Annotated in this window: 13 protein-coding genes; 11 read left to right on the top strand and 2 right to left on the bottom strand. The window is 60.9% G+C overall.

The genetic code is table 11. The features are described 5' to 3' along the window. Positions 1–139: 139 nt before the first annotated feature. Complete coding sequence (locus AD659_RS06570) at positions 140–760, top strand: TetR/AcrR family transcriptional regulator (protein WP_053119474.1); 621 nt, start codon at positions 140–142, stop codon at positions 758–760. A 103-nt stretch (positions 761–863) separates the two neighbouring features. Here AD659_RS06570 and AD659_RS06565 read toward each other — a convergent pair whose 3' ends face one another. Further along, positions 864–2,324 carry an efflux transporter outer membrane subunit gene (locus AD659_RS06565; protein WP_053119472.1) on the bottom strand — a complete coding sequence of 487 codons (1,461 nt, stop codon included), beginning with the start codon at positions 2,322–2,324 and terminating at the stop codon, positions 864–866. Between the two features lie 209 nt (positions 2,325–2,533). On the opposite strand from AD659_RS06565, the gene AD659_RS06560 reads away from it, so the two are divergent. The 10 genes from AD659_RS06560 to AD659_RS06515 all read left to right on the top strand — a co-directional run bounded on the left by AD659_RS06560 (position 2,534) and on the right by AD659_RS06515 (position 17,981). Then, complete coding sequence (locus AD659_RS06560) at positions 2,534–3,643, top strand: efflux RND transporter periplasmic adaptor subunit (RefSeq protein WP_053119470.1); 1,110 nt, start codon at positions 2,534–2,536, stop codon at positions 3,641–3,643. Further along, a complete protein-coding gene (locus AD659_RS06555; protein ID WP_053119468.1) occupies positions 3,640–6,720 on the top strand; it encodes an efflux RND transporter permease subunit in 3,081 nt (1,026 codons plus the stop codon). The genes AD659_RS06560 and AD659_RS06555 overlap by 4 nt, the downstream gene beginning before the upstream one ends. Positions 6,721–6,764: 44 nt before the next feature. Continuing rightward, positions 6,765–8,051, top strand: coding sequence for a beta-ketoacyl-ACP synthase II (fabF, locus tag AD659_RS06550; RefSeq protein ID WP_053119466.1), 1,287 nt, complete (start codon positions 6,765–6,767; stop codon positions 8,049–8,051). A gap of 222 nt (positions 8,052–8,273) precedes the next feature. Beyond that, positions 8,274–9,989: a type I secretion system permease/ATPase gene (locus tag AD659_RS06545; protein WP_053119464.1), complete on the top strand. Its 1,716-nt coding sequence runs from the start codon at positions 8,274–8,276 to the stop codon at positions 9,987–9,989. Between the two features lie 7 nt (positions 9,990–9,996). After that, a complete protein-coding gene (locus AD659_RS06540; protein ID WP_053119462.1) occupies positions 9,997–11,319 on the top strand; it encodes an HlyD family type I secretion periplasmic adaptor subunit in 1,323 nt (440 codons plus the stop codon). 1 nt (position 11,320) lies between these two features. Next, complete coding sequence (locus AD659_RS06535; protein WP_053119460.1) at positions 11,321–12,628, top strand: TolC family protein; 1,308 nt, start codon at positions 11,321–11,323, stop codon at positions 12,626–12,628. Positions 12,629–12,750: 122 nt separating this feature from the next. Beyond that, complete coding sequence (locus AD659_RS06530; RefSeq protein WP_053119458.1) at positions 12,751–15,345, top strand: M10 family metallopeptidase; 2,595 nt, start codon at positions 12,751–12,753, stop codon at positions 15,343–15,345. A 327-nt stretch (positions 15,346–15,672) separates the two neighbouring features. Then, entirely contained in the window at positions 15,673–16,506 is an 834-nt protein-coding gene (locus tag AD659_RS06525) for an oxidoreductase (RefSeq protein WP_053119456.1), read from the top strand. A gap of 84 nt (positions 16,507–16,590) precedes the next feature. Beyond that, positions 16,591–17,577 (top strand): acrylyl-CoA reductase (NADPH), encoded by a 987-nt coding sequence (gene acuI, locus AD659_RS06520; protein WP_053119454.1) that lies wholly within the window; start codon positions 16,591–16,593, stop codon positions 17,575–17,577. After that, a complete protein-coding gene (locus AD659_RS06515) occupies positions 17,574–17,981 on the top strand; it encodes a hypothetical protein (protein WP_053119453.1) in 408 nt (135 codons plus the stop codon). The genes acuI and AD659_RS06515 overlap by 4 nt, the downstream gene beginning before the upstream one ends. Positions 17,982–18,020: 39 nt before the next feature. On the opposite strand, the gene AD659_RS06510 is transcribed toward AD659_RS06515, so the two are convergent. Next, on the bottom strand, positions 18,021–18,845 hold the full coding sequence (locus AD659_RS06510) for a DUF4198 domain-containing protein (protein ID WP_053119451.1): 825 nt from the start codon (positions 18,843–18,845) through the stop codon (positions 18,021–18,023). Positions 18,846–18,847: the final 2 nt, after the last annotated feature.

Genomic DNA, 18,847 nt, shown 5'->3' with positions numbered 1-18,847 from the left:
CTATCGGTCTGGCCAAAGACTGGATGGGGGAAATAGGCAAATACATGCGAATGCCATTCATGAGCCTTGAACGGTTTATGACCAAATTGCAATTTGGTCATGGATTGTCAACCCTCTTCAGGATGCGTAAGCTGCTTCCATGAACCAGCCATCTCTACCTTCGCCCAGTATCCGCGGCCCAGCCGATCATGACATTCGCAACCAGATTGTCGCGGCGGCCAATGAGCATTTCAGCCAATACGGTTACGGCAAGACCACGGTGTCCGACCTGGCCAAGGCCATTGGCTTTTCCAAGGCCTACATCTACAAGTTCTTCGACTCCAAGCAGGCGATCGGCGAGGCCATCTGCAGCCAGTGCCTGGCCGAAATCGTCGCGGCGGTGGAGCAGGCCATCAGCGAAGAGGGCCTTTCAGCGACGGAGCGTTTTCGCCGCCTGGTCAAGACCCTGATCACTACGGGTGTGAACCTGTTTTTCAATGACCGCAAGCTCTATGACATTGCGGCGTTTTCCGCGTCGGAGCGCTGGCCCAGTTCGCAGGTCTATAACGCTCGAATCAAGCGCTTCGTATTGCAGATTGTGCGTGAAGGGCGGGAACTGGGTGAGTTCGAACGCAAGACGCCATTGGACGAGACGGTCGACGCGATCCATCTGGCGCTGCGGCCGTTCGTCAATCCTTTGCTGTTGCAGCACAACCTGGATTACGTCGAAGACGCCCCCACGCTTACCTGCAATCTCATCTTGCGTAGCCTCATGCCGTGAGCTTTGGCTGACGGTATTCGCGCGTCAGTACTGGGTGTGAAGGCTGTGTCTTCCTCTTGAATTTTGTGACCATATAAGTAAATGGTCACAAAGGCAAATCCATTCAGCGAGTCGCCACCGGCTGGCCTTCAGGAGGCTGCCAGCCACCACCCAGCGCCCTGAATGCCGCAACCGCGGCCCGTGCCGATTCTGTAAGGGCTTGCGCCCGTGCATCGGAGACTTGCAGCAGCGTCGCGTCGGCATTCAGGACGTCGATCAGGCTGGCAGTGCCTTTTTGATAGGCAATGAACGAAGATTGGCGGGCTTGCGTCAGCGACGTTTCGCCCTGGGTCAGCGTGCTCGCCTGGGATTCTCGATTTACCAGCGCCGAAAACGCGTTCTCGACGTCCTCGGTGGCGCGCAGCGCGGATTGGCGATAAGCCGCCAGGGCTTCGGCTTCCTGTCCCTTGGCCTGGTCGATTTGCGCATTGATGCGGCCGAAGTCGAAGAGTCTCCAGCGCAGCCCCAACGCACCCGCCGCCTGGCTGGCATCACCGGTGAAAAGGTTGCCGGCGGAAACGGCCGTGGCACTGCCCAGCAACGCACTGAGGGATAATTTCGGGTAGTACTCGGCGACGGCTTCGCCGATACGCGCATTGGAGGCCACGAGGCGACGCTCGGCCACGATCAGGTCTGGTCGGCGGCGCAGTAGATCGGCCGGGGCCCCCATGTTCGTTACCTGTGGCGCCAGGGGAATGCTCCGTCTATTTGCCAGTTGCCCGCGATGGGTGCCGGGCGGTGTGCCTAGCATGACATCCAGGGCATTCATGGCCGCGTCCAGGCCCGTTTGCAGCACAGGCGTTGTCGCCTGGACCTGCGAGAGGGTGCCCTCGACCTGATGAACCTGATAGCTGGCCGCAAGGCCCTTGCTATGGAGCAGTTGGACTTTTCCCAACAGTTCCTGCTGTGTCTTGACTTGCCGGTTGGCAATGTCCAGCCGCGCCTGCAATCCACGGGCAGTGATGTAGAGGTCGGCAGTCTGCGCGGCGACGGCCAGGCGTGTGGCCGAGACGCCTGCTTCGCTGGCCTGGTACTCGGCCAGCGCCGCTTCGCGTCCACGGCGCAGGCCACCAAACAGGTCCACTTCCCAACTGGCGCCCAGATTGAGTTCGTAGGCGCTGCCGTAGCGGTCGTATCCAGGCGTCGAGTCCAGCACTTGGCCCAGGGGCGTTTCCACGGATTGGTACGCGCGCGCAGCCTGGCCGTTGATGTTGCCCGAAGGCAATAACGCGGCATTGGCAGCGCCCAGGCCGGCCCGTGCCTGGGTGACGCGGGCCGATGCCTGCGCCAGGTCCAGGTTCTGCTCGAGCGCCTTGGCAATCAGATCGCTGAGCACTGGATCGGCAAAACCTTCCCACCATGTGGCCAGGCTGGTCGGCGTCGCCGCAGACCTTTGCTCGACAGATGCCTGACCCAGGTAGCGATGGGCGAGCGCAGTGTCTGGACGCTGGTAATCCGGACCGACGGTGCAGCCTGCCATCAAGCTGAAGCTCACCAACCAAGCAGCGGGGCGTAGGGACGACATTGGGATTCCTGGAGTCGTGGATGATTCGTGACCATATTATATTGTGGTCACATGCTGTCAATGAGTAGTCATGAGGCATGGTTGTAAACCTGGCTGAATATAGGCTGGGTTTGAGCTTGGTTAAGGTGTAGCTGGATTGTGACCATTGACAGTAATGGTCACGGGACAGAGAATGCGATCTCTGTCCTCATTTTCCAAAAAGGGAACCTATGCGCCGGCGCCGCCCTGTCACCTTTGCCGCTTGCTTGTTGCCGCTCGTCCTGACGGCGTGTGGCGATTCCTCCACCGCTAAAGATCCGCGCACGCTTGCCCCCCTGGTGCGGGTCGCTGAAGTCCAGGGGGCGTCCGACGCCTCGCGTTCTTTTACCGGCGTCGTGGCCGCTCGTGTCCAGAGCGACCTGGGCTTCCGGGTATCGGGCAAGGTGCTCGAACGTCTGGTCGATACCGGGCAGACGGTGAAGCGCGGTCAGCCGCTGATGCACCTCGACCCCATCGACCTGGGGTTGCAGGCGCGAGCCCAGCAAGAGGCAGTCGCTGCTGCTCGGGCCCGGGCCAAGCAGACCGCCGATGACGAGGCGCGCTATCGCGATCTGGTCGCCGCAGGCGCTATTTCCGCATCGGGCTACGACCAGATCAAAGCCGCCGCCGATACCGCCAAGGCCCAACTCAGTGCCGCGCAAGCGCAGGCTGACGTGGCCCGGAACGCATCGGGTTATGCCGTGCTGCTTGCCGATGCCGACGGTGTTGTGATGGACACGCTGGCCGAGCCTGGGCAGGTCGTCAGCCCTGGGCAAACCGTGGTTCGACTGGCGCGGGCAGGGCAGCGCGAAGCCGTTGTGCAGTTGCCCGAGACCTTGCGGCCTGCCGCAGGCGCCACCGCCCAGGCGACGCTTTATGGCGGTAGCACCGGTGCCGTCACCGCAAAGTTGCGGCTGCTTTCGGATTCGGCCGACCGCGTGACGCGTACCTTCGAGGCGCGGTATGTGCTGGAGGGCGCGTTGGCCAATGCGCCGTTGGGGGCGACTGTCACGCTGCGCATCGCCGAAGGCTCCGCGCAACGGCAGGCGCTGGAAGTGCCGATCGCCGCCATTTATGACTCGGGAAAAGGTACTGGCGTATGGGGCATCAACGGCGAGCCGGCGAAAGTCACCTGGCGACCTGTGCAAGTCCTGAGTCTGAGCGACGACGCCGCGCGCATCACCGGCGATCTCAACGTGGGCGAGCGTATTGTCGGGCTCGGCGCACATCTATTGCGTGATGGCGAAGAAGTGCGGCTCGCGCAACCGGGTGACGTCAAGGTTGCCGGGGGCCGTCCATGAGCCTCAACCTGTCGGCACTCGCCGTGCGCGAGCGCTCCATTACGGTGTTTCTGATCTTGCTGATTGCGGTCGCAGGGACCTTGGCGTTTTTCCAGTTGGGGCGTGCCGAGGACCCGCCGTTCACGGTCAAGCAGTTGACCGTCATCACCGCATGGCCGGGCGCGACGGCCCAGGAAATGCAGGATCAGGTCGCCGAGCCGCTTGAAAAGCGCTTGCAGGAACTGAAGTGGTACGACCGCACGGAAACCTACACCCGTCCTGGCCTGGCCTTCACCATGGTGTCGTTGGTCGATCGCACGCCACCTTCGCAGGTGCAGGAAGAGTTCTATCAGGCGCGCAAAAAACTCCAGGACGAAGCACTCAAATTGCCCGCGGGCGTCATCGGGCCGATGGTCAATGACGAGTTTTCCGATGTGACGTTTGCGCTGTTCGCCCTGAAAGCCAAGGGCGAGCCGCAGCGGTTGCTGGTGCGTGATGCCGAAGCGTTGCGCCAGCGCCTGCTGCACGTGGCGGGTGTGAAGAAAGTCAACATCATCGGCGAGCGGGCCGAACGCATCTTTATTTCGTTCTCCCATGATCGACTGGCCACCTTGGGCGTCTCGCCCCAGGACATCTTCGCCGCATTGAACAGCCAGAACATGCTCACGCCCGCCGGCTCGATCGAAACCAGCGGGCCGCAGGTCTTCCTGCGGGTCGATGGCGCCTTCGATAAACTGGCGAAAATTCGCGACACACCCCTGGCGATTCAGGGCCGCACACTCAAGCTCTCGGATGTGGCGACCGTCGAGCGAGGTTATGAGGATCCAGCCACGTTCCTGGTGCGCAACAACGGCGAAGACGCGCTGTTGCTGGGGGTCGTGATGCGTGAAGGCTGGAACGGCCTGGACCTGGGCAAGGCCCTGGACGCGGAGACGAACAAGATCAATGAAGGCATGCCCCTGGGCATGACGCTCAGCAAAGTCACCGATCAGTCCGTGAACATCGACTCGGCCGTCGGCGAGTTCATGGTCAAGTTCTTCGTCGCGTTGCTGGTGGTGATGATCGTCTGCTTTCTCAGCATGGGTTGGCGGGTCGGTGTCGTGGTCGCAGCGGCGGTGCCGTTGACGTTGGCCGTGGTGTTCGTGGTCATGGCGGCCACCGGCAAGAACTTTGACCGCATCACCCTCGGGTCGCTGATCCTGGCGCTCGGGTTGCTGGTGGACGACGCGATCATCGCCATTGAAATGATGGTGGTGAAGATGGAGGAGGGCTACGACCGCATCAAGGCCTCCGCCTATGCCTGGAGCCATACGGCCGCGCCAATGCTGTCCGGTACACTGGTGACGGCGATTGGGTTCATGCCCAACGGTTTCGCCCAGTCGACTGCCGGTGAGTACACCAGCAACATGTTCTGGATCGTCGGCATTGCCCTGATCGCGTCCTGGGTGGTGGCGGTGGCGTTTACGCCCTACTTGGGGGTGAAAATGCTGCCGGACATCAAGCAGGTCGAGGGCGGCCACGCCGCCATCTACAACACTCGCCACTACAATCGTTTTCGCCGGGTCCTGACCCGCGTCATCGCGCGCAAATGGTGGGTGGCCGGCACGGTGGTGGTGACGTTTGTCGTGGCGATTCTCGGCATGGGCCTGGTCAAGAAACAGTTCTTCCCGACCTCCGACCGCCCGGAGGTGCTGATCGAAGTACAAATGCCCTATGGGACCTCCATCGAGCAGACCAGCGCCACCGCCGCCAAGGTCGAGGCCTGGTTGCAAAAACAGGACGAGGCGAAAATCGTCACGGCCTATATCGGCCAGGGCGCGCCACGCTTCTACCTGGCGATGGCACCGGAACTGCCCGATCCATCGTTCGCCAAGATCGTCGTGCTGACCGACAGCCAGGAAGCGCGTGAGGCCCTCAAGTTCCGTCTTCGCGAGGCGGCTGCCGAGGGCCTCGCTCCGGAGGCGCGTATCCGGGTGACGCAACTGGTGTTCGGCCCGTACTCGCCATTTCCGGTTGCCTACCGGGTGATGGGGCCTGATCCGTCGAAATTGCGCGAGATCGCGGAGCAGGTCCAAGGCGTCATGCAAGCGAGCCCGTTGATGCGGACCGTCAATACCGATTGGGGGCCGCTGACGCCAGCGCTGCATTTCACCCTGGATCAAGACCGTTTACAGGCGGTTGGCCTGACGTCCAATACGGTCGCGCAGCAATTGCAGTTCCTGCTGGCGGGGGTACCGATCACGACGGTTCGCGAGGACATCCGTTCGGTGCAGGTGGTTGGCCGTGCGGCTGGTGACATTCGCCTCGATCCGGCGAGGATCGAGGGCTTTACCCTGGTGGGTGCGGCGGGTCAGCGCATTCCACTGTCCCAGGTGGGCGAGGTCGATGTGCGCATGGAGGACCCGGTTCTTCGTCGTCGTGACCGGACCCCGACCATGACCGTGCGCGGCGACATTGCCGAAGGCTTGCAGCCACCGGACGTTTCGAGCGCGATCAGCAAGGCCCTGCAGCCGATCATCGAGACCCTGCCAAGCGGCTACCGGATCGAACAGGCAGGCGCCATCGAGGAGTCGGGCAAGGCCGGCAAGGCAATCGTGCCGCTGGTGCCGATCATGGTGGCCCTGACATTGCTGATCATCATCGTGCAGGTGCGTTCGATCTCCGCCATGATCATGGTATTTCTCACCGCACCCCTTGGCCTGATTGGCGTGGTGCCGACGTTGCTGATCTTCCAACAGCCGTTCGGGATCAACGCCCTGGTTGGCTTGATCGCACTGTCGGGCATCCTGATGCGCAACACGCTGATCCTGATCGGGCAGATCCATCACAACAAACAAGAGGGCCTGGAGCCCTTCCATGCGGTCATCGAAGCCACGGTGCAACGGGCGCGTCCGGTCCTGCTGACGGCGCTGGCAGCCATCCTGGCTTTCATCCCACTGACGCACTCGGTGTTCTGGGGCACGCTGGCCTACACCCTGATCGGCGGCACGTTCGTCGGCACCATCATGACGCTGGTGTTCCTGCCGGCGATGTATGCCATCTGGTTCAAGATCCGTCCGGATCATTCAGCGCACACTCCGGCAGCACCGTGGGTGTAAGCCAGACTTTAATGAACGTCGACTGAGCTATGAAGAGGTTTCAAATGATGACTTCCCAAGGTCAAAAACGCATCGTCGTCACCGGCGTGGGCATTGTCGGCCCGCTGGGTTGTGGCGTGGAAGAAGTCTGGCCGCGCCTGCTGGCCGGACGCTCCGGTATCCGTATCCTGTCTGGCGATATCACCGAAGGAACCGGCGTCGCCGTGGGTGGCCAGGTGCCGTCGCTGGAAGAGGACGCCATTGCCGGTTACGACCCGGAACGCATCATCCCGGCCAAGGATCGCAAGAAGATGGACCGCTTCATCGAGTTCGCCCTGGTGGCGGCCGAAGAAGCGTTGCAACAGGCCGGTTGGCGACCGGCCGATGCCCACGACCAGGAACGGACGGCGACGATCATTGCCTCGGGCGTCGGTGGCTTTGGCGCGATTGCCGGTGCCGTACGCACTACTGATGAGCGTGGTCCGCGCCGATTGTCGCCGTTCACGGCGCCGGCTTTTCTCGCCAACATGGCGGCCGGGCACGTTTCCATCCGCCACGGTTTCAAAGGCCCGCTCGGTGCACCGGTCACCGCCTGTGCGGCCGGGGTGCAGGCCATTGGCGATGCAGCCAGGCTCATCCGGAGCGGTGAAGCGGATATCGCTATCTGCGGCGGTACGGAAGCCGCGATAGACCGCGTGACCCTGGGCTGTTTTGCCGCCGCTCGCGCGCTGTCCACCGGTTTTGCCGAGCGCCCCCAAGAGGCCTCGCGGCCCTTCGATCGCGATCGCGACGGCTTTGTCATGGCCGAGGGAGCAGGACTGCTGGTGATCGAGTCGCTGGAACACGCCCTCGCCCGGGGCGCCAAGCCCCTGGCGGAACTGGTGGGTTATGGCACCAGCGCCGATGCCTATCACCTGACAGCCGGCCCGGAGGACGGCAACGGCGCCCGCCGCGCGATGGAGCAGGCGCTGCGCCAGGCCGCTGTGAGCCCGGCCGATGTGCAGCATATCAATGCCCATGCGACGTCCACCCAGGTTGGCGACAACGGCGAGCTGGCGGCGATTCGCTCAGTATTCGGGCGTGATTCCGATGTGGCGATCACCTCCACCAAGTCTGCCACCGGGCATCTGCTGGGGGCGGCTGGTGGTATCGAGGCTATTTTTACGGTGTTGGCGCTTCGGGATCAGATCGTTCCGCCTACGCTGAACCTGGTTCACCCTGACGAGGGCGCTGCTGGGCTTGATCTGGTCGGTCTGGAGGCCAGGAAGATGCCGATTACCCATGCGCTTTCCAATGGGTTTGGGTTTGGTGGGGTTAATGCCAGTGTGCTGTTTCGACGTTGGGAGGCATGAGTGTGGGTCCAGAAAAAACCGAGTGGATCCATGCTCGGCTCAATCCGCACGGCCTATCGCCAATTTTCCCTTAAGAACCGCACAAGCATGCCGATACAACGCGGTAGATCCGATTGTGCGGGCGCTCCAGCAGTGTCCCGTCAAAGATATCCCAGGCGTTCACGCGCCTGTGCCCTTGTGATTTTTCAGGTTTGACCAGAATCGGACCTCAGGTAATGAACCATGTCAGCCCACGCCAGGACCGAGCTGGAAAGTGCCCTTGCCGTCTGCAAAGGTAGTTTTCTGTCCGTTGGTTTTTTCAGTTTTTTCGTCAACTTGCTGATGCTGGTTCCTTCGTTCTACATGCTGCAGGTGTATGACCGCGCGGTAGGAAGCGCCAGCCTGTCGACGCTGTTGATGCTGACGCTGATCATGTTGCTGTTGATGATCACAATGGGTGGTTTGGAGTGGGTCCGTTCGCGAATCATGGTACGGATAAGCACTCGCCTGGACGTGCTGCTGAGCCAGCGTCTGTTCGACGCCAGTTTCAAGCAGGCGCTCAATACCAGCGGCATGAATGCCACCGCCCAGCCGTTGAGCGATCTGAACGGTTTGCGTCAGTTCCTGACCGGCAACGGTCTGTTTGCGTTTTTTGACGCGCCGTGGATCCCGATCTACCTGGCTGTCATGTTCATGTTTCATTCCTGGTACGGCTGGATGGGGATCGTGAGTGCCGTGTTGCTGGGCACGCTGGCCTTTGCCAACGAAAAGCTTACCCACTCACCGCTGCAAGTTGCCAACCGCGAACAGATGGCCGCCACTGCCTTCACCAACAAGAGCTTGCGCAATGCCGAGGTGGTGCAGTCCATGGGCATGCTTGCCAGCCTGCGCCAGCACTGGAGTGGGCGAACCCACAAGGTCCTTGCGCTGCAAAGCCTGGCCAGTGACCGCGCCGCAACCATGACGTCGGTTTCCAGAACATTCCGGCAGATCGTTCAGTCGCTGGTGCTGGGCCTGGGCGCCTATTTGACGATCAACCATGAAATTTCGCCCGGACTGATGATTGCCGGCTCGATTTTGCTGGGGCGTGCGTTGGCGCCCATCGATCAGTTGATCGGCGTATGGAAAGGTTTCCTGGGCGCTCGCTCGCAATATGCCCGGCTGCACGAATTGCTGCTCAAGATTGCCGCCGAGCCTGAACGCATGTCGCTACCGGCACCCGAGGGGGCGATTCGCGTCGAGGGCCTTTCGGCCGGATCCCCCGACGCTCGTAAGCCAATTATTCGCGGCGTGGGCTTTCAGGTGGCCGCGGGCGAAGTAGTGGGCATCATTGGTCCCAGCGGCGCTGGAAAGTCGACCCTGGCCAGGGCGCTGCTGGGCGTCTGGCCTAGCCTGGCCGGCACCGTACGCCTGGACGGCGCGGACATCAGCCAATGGCGTCGGGAGGAGTTGGGCCCTTACATCGGCTATCTGCCACAGGACATCGAGTTGTTCGAGGGCACCATCAGCCAGAACATTTCCCGCTTCGGCCCGGTGAACGCACCTGCCGTGGTCGCTGCCGCGCGCATGGCGGGTGTGCATGAGCTGGTGCTGCAAATGCCCGATGGCTACGACACTTTGATCGGCGCCAATGGCGGTGGATTGTCCGGCGGCCAGCGGCAACGTATCGGCCTGGCGCGCGCCTTGTACGGCGAACCGCGCCTGGTGGTGCTCGATGAACCAAACTCCAACCTGGATGAGGCCGGCGAAAAAATGCTCGCCGAGGCGCTGCAAAAGCTCAAGCAGAGCAGGGCCACGGTGTTTGTCATTACCCATCGACCCGGGGTGTTGGCGCAGGTGGATAAATTGCTGGTGCTCAATCGTGGCGAACTCAGTCTGTTCGGGCCGCGGGACCAGGTCCTGGCCCGTCTGCGCGACGCAACACCCGCAACCCGCCAGACTGCCGCGATTCAACTGTAGGAAGCGGATGAGCGATTTCATGCAAAACAGTCAACTTTCATCCACCGCGTTGCTTGTCGATGACTCGCCGGTAAGACGCGTCGGCTACCTCATGCTGCTGGTCACCTTTGGCCTGTTCGGTGGCTGGGCTGCGTTGGCCCCGCTCGACAGCTCGGCACTCGCGCCGGGCGTGGTCACGGTCAAAAGCTACCGCAAGACGGTGCAGCACCTTGAGGGCGGCATCGTGCGCGAACTGCGGGTGCACGACGGAGACCTGGTGAAAAGCGGTGATGTGTTGCTGGTGCTCGACAACACCCAGGCCCGTTCGGAAATGGAAGCCATGCGCAGCCAGTTGATTGCCGCTCTTCAATTGCAGGCCAGGTTGGAGGCTGAGCGTGACGCATTGCCCGAGCCTCTGGCGGTGCCTGCCCTGGATCCCGCGGACCTACGAGTGCAAGAGGCCCGCGACAGTGAAGCCCGGATCTTCCAGGCCCGACGGACCTCGTTGCTGGGCGAAATCGGCTTGCAAGAGAAGACCATCGGACAAATCGAAGAACAGATTCGCGGATTCAAGGCAATTATCGCCAGCAAGCAGGCGCTGGCGGCTTCCTATCAAGAAGAAATAGTCGATTTGCGGGCGCTGCTTGCCGAAGGCTACGTGGACAAACAGCGACTGCGCGAGCAGGAGCGCAGCCTCGCTCGCCTGCAAACCGAAACAGCTGAAAGCCAGTCCGAGATTGCGCAAGCGCATGTCCATATCGACGAGGCGAGATTGAAGATACTGCAGTTGAAAAAGACCTTCGCCAGCGAAGTCGCCGGCCTGTTGGGCGATGCACGGACCAAGGTGTACGAATTGCGCGAGCGATTGGCAACCCTGCAGGACCGCGATCAACGCACCGATATCCTCGCGCCAGAGTCCGGAATGGTCATGGGCATGACGGTCCATACCCTTGGCGCCGTGGTCAGCCCGGGAACCGCGCTGTTGGACATTGTTCCGGCCAACGAAGAGTTGATTGTCGAGGCGCAAGTGTCGCCGATGGACATCGACCGCATCGCATTGGGCAAGTTGGCGGACATTCGCTTCAGCGCATTCAAGAGCAGCACCACGCCCGTCATGGAGGGGCGATTGGTGCAGATTTCCGCCGACCGCCTGATCAACAAGGACACCGGCACGGCCTATTACCTGGCACGCGTGGCCCTGACGGACAAAGGGCGCCAGACGCTGGGCAACCTGACCCTGGTGCCGGGCATGCCGGTCGAAGTGCTGGTCAATACGGGCGCGCGGACGCTGTTGCAATATTTGATGCAGCCGGCGAGCAACGTGTTCGCTCGTTCGTTGATCGAGGACTGAGATGAAGTTCCTGATCACGATGTGCCTGGCCCTCATGCCGCTGGGAGCGCTCGCTGACGATACTTATGTCGACCTGTGGCAATTGCACCAGGAAGCGCAGGGCGCTGATCCGCGTGTCCTGCGGGCACAAGCCCTGGTTCGAAGCGGCGAGGGCAAGGAGCGCGCGGCCTTTGGTCAATTATTGCCACAGCTCAACGCCAGCGGCAGTGTCAACCGCAGTCGGCGCGACGATGACCTGAACCGTATCCAGTACAATGGCAAGCGCATGGCCGTGGTGCTCAATCAGGTGATCTACGATCCGCAGGTCTGGCGCAGTTATCAGAAGTACATCGAGTTGACCCGTCAGAGTGGCTATGAGTCCGACGATACCCGGGTGCAGGCCAGCATTGATCTGTCCGAGCGCTACTTCGCCGTGCTTGCGGCGGAAGACGAGTTATCGCTGGTGCGCAGCGAACTGGAGGCGACCGAACGTAACCTCAAGCGCGTCAACGCCTTGTACGCCCGGCAAATGGCGATGGTTACCGACGCACTGGATCTTGAGGCGCGAGTGGATGCGCTCAAGGCTGACGAGATCGAAGCCAGCAATAAGGTCCTGGTCAGTCGTGAAGCCATTTCTGAATTGGTCGGGCGCGATGTCAGCGAGCGGTTCAAGCGCATTGGCGAAAACTCAGCCTTCAGCCTGCCGGCGCAAGCCCAAGACTACTGGGTGCAGACGGCACTCGACAGCAACCCGGCGCTGCACGCCCGCGAACACAGTGTCCGCGCCGCCGAGGCGGCTATCGATGAAAACAAGGCGGGGCATCTTCCTCGGCTGGGCCTGAATTTGACGGCGCAACGCAGTGATATTGGCTATGAAGGCGCCGTGACACCTCGCTCGGACAACCTTGTCGCCTCCCTGGACTTGCAGATGCCGCTCTACAGCGGGGGCTCAACCCGCGCACGGGTATCGAGCTCCGAAAGTGACAAGGACGTCGCCCAGCAAGAGCTGGAAGCCTTGCGTCGCCAGGTCATCAAGGAAACCCGTACGGCTTATCTCGGCATGAGCGCCGAACTCAGCCGGATCAAGGCAACACGGCGTGCGCTGGAGTCCGCCGAGAAGTCACGCATGGCCACGGAAAAAGCCTTTGGCTACGGCGTCAAGAATGCCGTCGATGTGCTGGACAGCATCAAGGAAGAGTTTCGTGCACGGCGTGATTTCTATCAATCCCAATACAAGTTCGTGACCAGCTTGCTGGTGCTGCATCGCTGGAGCGGAAGATTGGGAGATGGGGATATTCGCCAGGCCAATGAATGGCTGGTTGAACCATAATGAGTGGATTCAGGCATAGAGTAGTGGCCAGACGATATCACTTTCGCTGTTTCTGATGCAAAATAACCCCTTTGTAGCGGCCGCATTTCGGAAGGTCGCAGATTGTTCACAGGAAGCTTCGCATGCCTACTCCCGTTGGTTATTCATTTTCTTCGTCGGCAACGCTGACCGGCAATGCGCAAGTCGACAGCTTGCTGGCCGGTACCTATTGGATGGGCAACACCTGGAGCACCGGTACGTTCACCACGCCGCTGACGTACAGTTTCATGACTGAGACTTCACGTTTTGCCAGCATCTACAGCAGTGAAAATGAGTATGAGGCCGGCTACGTCCTGACGTCAGCCCAGCAAAGTGGCATTACCCGTGCGCTCAACATGTGGAGCTCGGTTGCCAATATCAAATTCACCCAGGTCAGCGAGTCCACCGCCACCGTAGGCGATCTGCGATTCGGCGGTTATCTGAATATGGATAGCGACACCGCGGCCTGGGGCTATTTTCCCGCAGATACCCCCAGCGGCGGTGATGTCTGGCTCGGGCCAGTGACGAACAACCCGACCCCCGACAAGGGCACATATGACTATCTGGTTTTTATGCATGAGATCGGCCATGCACTTGGCCTCAAGCACCCGTTCTCCCAGAGCCAGTCAAACACCACAGTGCTTGCAAGTCAGTTCGATGATGTCAGCAATACCATCATGAGTTACAACACCTCGTATTCTTATGAACCGACCACCCCCATGCTGCTGGACATTGCCGCCATCCAGAGTCTCTATGGGGCCAATACTCAATGGCAGACCGGTAATAACACGTATAGCTGGGGGGCCAGCCAATCGGTTTTCGAGACGATTTGGGACGCCGGCGGCACTGACACGATCGACGCAAGCAATCAGCTGGCAGCGGTCAGCATCAACCTGAATGAAGGCCAGTTCAGCAAGATCGGCCAAACGTTTCTGAAACTCGACACCCAGACGGCCTTCAATGAAGGATTGGCGATCGCCTACGGTGCCAAAATTGAGAACGCAGTCGGCTCGGCCAATGATGACAGCCTCATTGGCAATGCGTTGGCCAACGTTCTGGACGGTCGTGCCGGCAATGACACGATGATCGGCGGTATCGGCAGTGACACGATGATCGGCGGTACCGGCAATGATATCTACGTGGTCGATAACCTCGGGGACGTTGTCAGCGAAACCAGCACCTTGGCCAGCGAAATCGATGCCGTGCGTTCTTCGATGAGCTGGAGCCTGGGCGCTAACCTGGAAAACCTGATCCTGACGGACACTGCCCACGTCAATGCCACCGGCAACACCTTGGGCAACGTACTCGTCGGAAATGTCGGCAACAACGTGCTCAATGGCCTGGGCGGCGCGGATATCCTGGTCGGTGGTGCCGGCAATGATATCTACATGATCGATAACCTCGGGGACGTTGTCAGCGAAACCAGCACCTTGGCCAGCGAAGTCGATGCCGTGAGTTCTTCGGTGAGCTGGAGCCTGGGCGCTAACCTGGAAAACCTGATCCTGACGGGCACTGCCCACGTCAATGCTGCCGGCAATGCCTTGGGTAACGTACTCGTCGGAAATGTCGGCAACAACGTGCTCAATGGCCTGGGCGGCGCGGATATCCTGAACGGTGGTGCCGGCAATGATATCTACATGGTCGATAACCTCGGCGACGTTGTCAGCGAAACCAGCACCTTGGCCAGCGAAATCGATGCCGTGAGCTCTTCGGTGAGCTGGAGCCTGGGCGCTAACCTGGAAAACCTGATCCTGACGGGCATTGCCCACATAAATGCCGCCGGCAACACTTTGGGCAACGTACTCGTCGGAAATGTCGGCAACAACGTGCTCAATGGCCTGGGCGGCGCGGATATCCTGAACGGTGGTGCCGGCAATGATATCTACGTGGTCGATAACCTCGGGGACGTTGTCAGCGAAACCAGCACCTTGGCCAGCGAAATCGATGCCGTGAGTTCTTCGGTGAGCTGGAACCTGGGCGCTAACCTGGAAAACCTGATCCTGACGGGCGCTGCCCACATCAATGCCGTCGGCAACACCTTGGGCAACGTACTCGTCGGAAATGCCGGCAACAACGTGCTCAATGGCCTGGGCGGCGCGGATATCCTGAACGGTGGTGCCGGCAATGATGTCTACGTGGTCGATAACCTCGGGGACGTTGTCAGCGAAACCAGCACCTTGGCCAGCGAAATCGATGCCGTGAGTTCTTCGGTGAGCTGGAGCCTGGGTGCTAACCTGGAAAACCTGATCCTGACTGGCACTGCCCATGTCGATGCCACCGGTAACACCTTGGGCAACGTACTCGCCGGTAATACTGGCAACAACGTGCTCAATGGCGGGGCTGGGCAGGATACGCTGATTGGCGGCATTGGCACTGATACCCTCATCGGCGGTGTCGGAGCCGACCGATTTGTTTTCAGTGCGTTGAATGAGCTGGGTACAGGCAGTGGTCGAGACGTCATTTTCGACTTCAGCAGCCTTGAGGGCGACAAAATTGACCTGTCGAAATTCGATGCCAATGTCCTGACCGCTACGCTCAACAAATTCAGCTTCATCGACTCGAATGAGTTCACGACCGCCGGACAACTGCGCTTCGTCGACCACATGCTTTACGGCAACGTCAACGGCGATCTGGGGGCGGATTTTGAAATCCAGCTCGTGGGTGTCAATTCCCTCAATGCCACCGATCTGATCGTCTGATAGAGCGGCTCAGGGGCCTGGGTCCCTCCCGCAGGGCTGCTTAGCAGCCCTTTTGTGGGCGCTTCTCGCTGGAGCGCCAGCCCGCTCAAGCGGAACAAACTCCTCGCCACAAGTTCGTCGACTGCCTTGTTAATTCATTGATTTCATGAGCACGGATGTATTCAAGTGCCAGGAACAATATGGCTATTGATCTTATTGATGTCAATCAGCATCAAAGTAATTGACCGCTACGATTATGACCATCATCATAACGCTGCCAGTCGATGATCCAAGACCACAGTTGCGATCTCTGACCGGATAACGTCGATAACCGGAAGGACATTCATGATGATCAACAAACGCGTAGCGTTAGTGACCGGCGCTTCATCCGGTATCGGGGAAGCCATTGCACACAAGCTCGTGGCCGCAGGCTACAGCGTCTACGGCACCAGCCGACGAGGCGGGCAGGCGGGGCAGCAGGGGTTTCCACTGCTGGTGCTCGATGTCACTGACGATGCCAGCGTCGAAGCGGCCATCCAGGAGTTACTGACGTTGGAGGGGCGGATTGATCTGCTGGTCAACAATGCCGGCTTCGGCATCGCGCCCGCAGCGGCGGAGGAGAGTTCCGTCGAGCAGGCCAAGGCCCTTTTCGATACCAACTTCCTCGGCATCGTACGGACCACTCGCGCGGTGGTGCCACACATGCGACGCCAAGGTGTTGGTCGCATCATCAACATCGGTTCCATCCTCGGCGTCGTGCCCGTTCCTTATGCCGCCCTTTATTCGGCGAGCAAGCATGCGGTGGAAGGTTATTCGCAGGCGCTGGATCACGAATTGCGCACACACGGCATCAGGGTCACCGTCGTCGAGCCCGGCTATACCAAGACCCAATTCGAGAGCAACAACCTCCAACCCGACGCCAAGCTCGACGTGTACCAGGACGTTCGGATAAAAGTGACCAAAGTGGTGAACCAGGCCATGGCGACCGCCGACGGTCCCGACGTGGTCGCCGAGGTGGTGCTCCAGGCCGCGCGCGCCGCGCGTCCGAAGTTGCGCTATACCGCTGGCAAAGCGGCCGGTCAGCTACAGTTCCTGCGCAGCTTCGCGCCGGCGCGCTTGCTGGACTCGGGTATCCGCAAGGCGCTGCAACTCGAAACCAAATGGCCGTCTCAGGCACACTGACCCTGCTTGGCCATAACCGTCGCGGTGTCTGGTGCATCCGCAGCGCAGCGATGACGATCCGTTTGAACGAACAGGACAAAAACGATGACATTCAAGGCGCTGCTCACGACCAAGACCGGCGAAGCGATCTCGACCCAGTTGGTCGACTTCAAGGATGAGGACCTGATGCCCGGTGACGTCACCGTCGCGATCGAGTTTTCCACCGTCAATTACAAGGACGCCATGGCCCTGAGCGGGCGCTCGCCGGTCATTCGCCAGTTTCCGCTGATTCCGGGCATCGACTTCGCCGGTATCGTCGAAACGTCCAGTCACCTGGGCTTCAAGACCGGCGACCGTGTGCTGGTCAACGGTTGGGGGCTGAGCCAGACCCACCACGGCGGTTTTGCGCAAAAGGCGCGGGTGAACGGCGACTGGCTGGTCAAAATCCCAGACGTTTTCTCCACCCGGGAAGCCATGGCCATCGGGACGGCAGGTTACACGGCGATGCTCAGCGTTCTGGCGTTGGAGCATGGCGGACTGACTCCGGATCGTGGCGATATCCTGGTCACCGGTGCCAGCGGCGGCGCCGGCTCGGTGGCCATCGCACTGCTGTCGGGCCTGGGCTATCAAGTGGTGGCCTCGACCGGGCGCCAAGAGGAAGCCGACTATCTGCGTGGCCTCGGTGCGGCGCAGATCATCGATCGCCACACCTTGTCCCAGGCGGGCGCTCCCATCGCCAAAGAGCGCTGGGCTGGCGTCATTGATTCGGTCGGCAGCCATACCCTGGCCAATGCCTTGGCACAAACCCAATACCGTGGCGTTGTCGCCGCCTTCGGCCTGGCCCAGGGCGCGGACCTGCCCGGTTCGGTGCTGCCGTTCATCCTGCGCAACGTGACGTTGGCTGGCATCGACTCGGTCAATGCCCCGCAAGCGGTGCGCCTGCAAGCCTGGGCGCGACTCGCGCAAGACCTGGATTTGAGCAAGCTGGCCCGTACCACCCAAGTGGTTGGCTTGGCAGAGGTTCCGGCCATTGCCGGTCGGGTACTGGAAGGCAAGGTGCGCGGGCGAACGGTCGTGGACGTGAACGCATGAACAACGCTTCTCGCGCTTTCCGCTATCTGGCGACGTTTTCGGCGCTGTTGTTTTTTGCGTTGGCGGCCATCTGGTTGTTCGCCCCGGCCACGTTATTGGCCAATTGGGGTGTGGTCTTCGACGGCGGTGTCACGGGGTTGGTAGGCCGGCGCGCGGCACCGCTCTATGCAGGCATCGGGGTTGCGCTGCTGTTGGCACGCAATGCGCCGCCTTCGCCAGGACGAACCTCCGTGGTGGCGGGGTTTGTCACCACGTGCCTGCTGCTTGCGCTGTTGGGGCTGGGCGAGTGGGCCGTGGGAAATGTCGAGGCGGGCATTGTGCCGGCGGTGCTGGTGGAAGTTGCCCTGGCGCTGGCGTTCTTGTTCGCTGTACGTGCCGAGGGCAGGGCAAAGGCTCACGGGTGAACAACCGCGGATGACAACGCGATGAGCCATGGCGTCGGGTCACTTCATGTCCCTGGCCTGCACCCACAGCACTGCATCCTGTGACAGGGGCTTGCCCTTGTGGGTTTTCGTCGCACCGATGTCAAGCGCCGCGATGCCCCACCAGCCGGCCCGGGGCAGGCCGATGGTCACGATGCCTTGGGCGTCCGAGTACGTGCTCTGGGCTTTGAATGACGCTTGGGGCGCCGTGACATAGTCTTGCTGGCCGAAGGCGTTTTTCTCGAGATCAACGGAGTGGTTGACGTATTCGATTTCGACCTCGGCGAACGGCACAGGCTTGCCATCGGCCAGCACCACGGCGCGGAACACACCGCCGGTCCAGTTGGCATAAGGCTTGTTCAATGGCTGGATCTCAACCGGTAACCCTTGTGGTTCTGCCCAGTTGCTGGGGACTCCGCCCACGTTCACGATCAGCTTGGTGAACTGTTGGATATACACGTCCTCCTCGGTTTCCAGGTAAGGCTCGGGTTCGAGTACGAAGATATGGTCACCCAGTGAGCGCACCAGCTCCCGTGGAATCGAGGCACGATAGGCCGTCGTCCGGTTGTCGCGACTCTGCCACTCGATGGGGCGCAAGTATTGGCGCAGATCGATTTTTTCCCCGCCGTGGGCGCTGGTGTGGCTGAAGGCCCGAGGTGTACCCATGTCCATGGTCGGACCGCCCGAGAACGGATGAGTGAACACCAGCGCGAACTCGAGTTTTTCCGCGCGCTGCAGCGCCGTTTCTTCGAGGTAGAGCATCTGGAAATGGGCCTGTGCGGCGCCGGTCAAGCCAGTGAATGTCGTAGCGGCCAGGGCTTGGAGCAGTTTTCGTTTGAACGTCATGG

Source organism: Pseudomonas thivervalensis (genome assembly GCF_001269655.1).
GTDB lineage: Bacteria > Pseudomonadota > Gammaproteobacteria > Pseudomonadales > Pseudomonadaceae > Aquipseudomonas > Aquipseudomonas thivervalensis.
The sequence above is the reverse complement of the archived record's forward strand: the minus strand, read 5'-3'. Positions and strand labels throughout refer to the sequence as shown.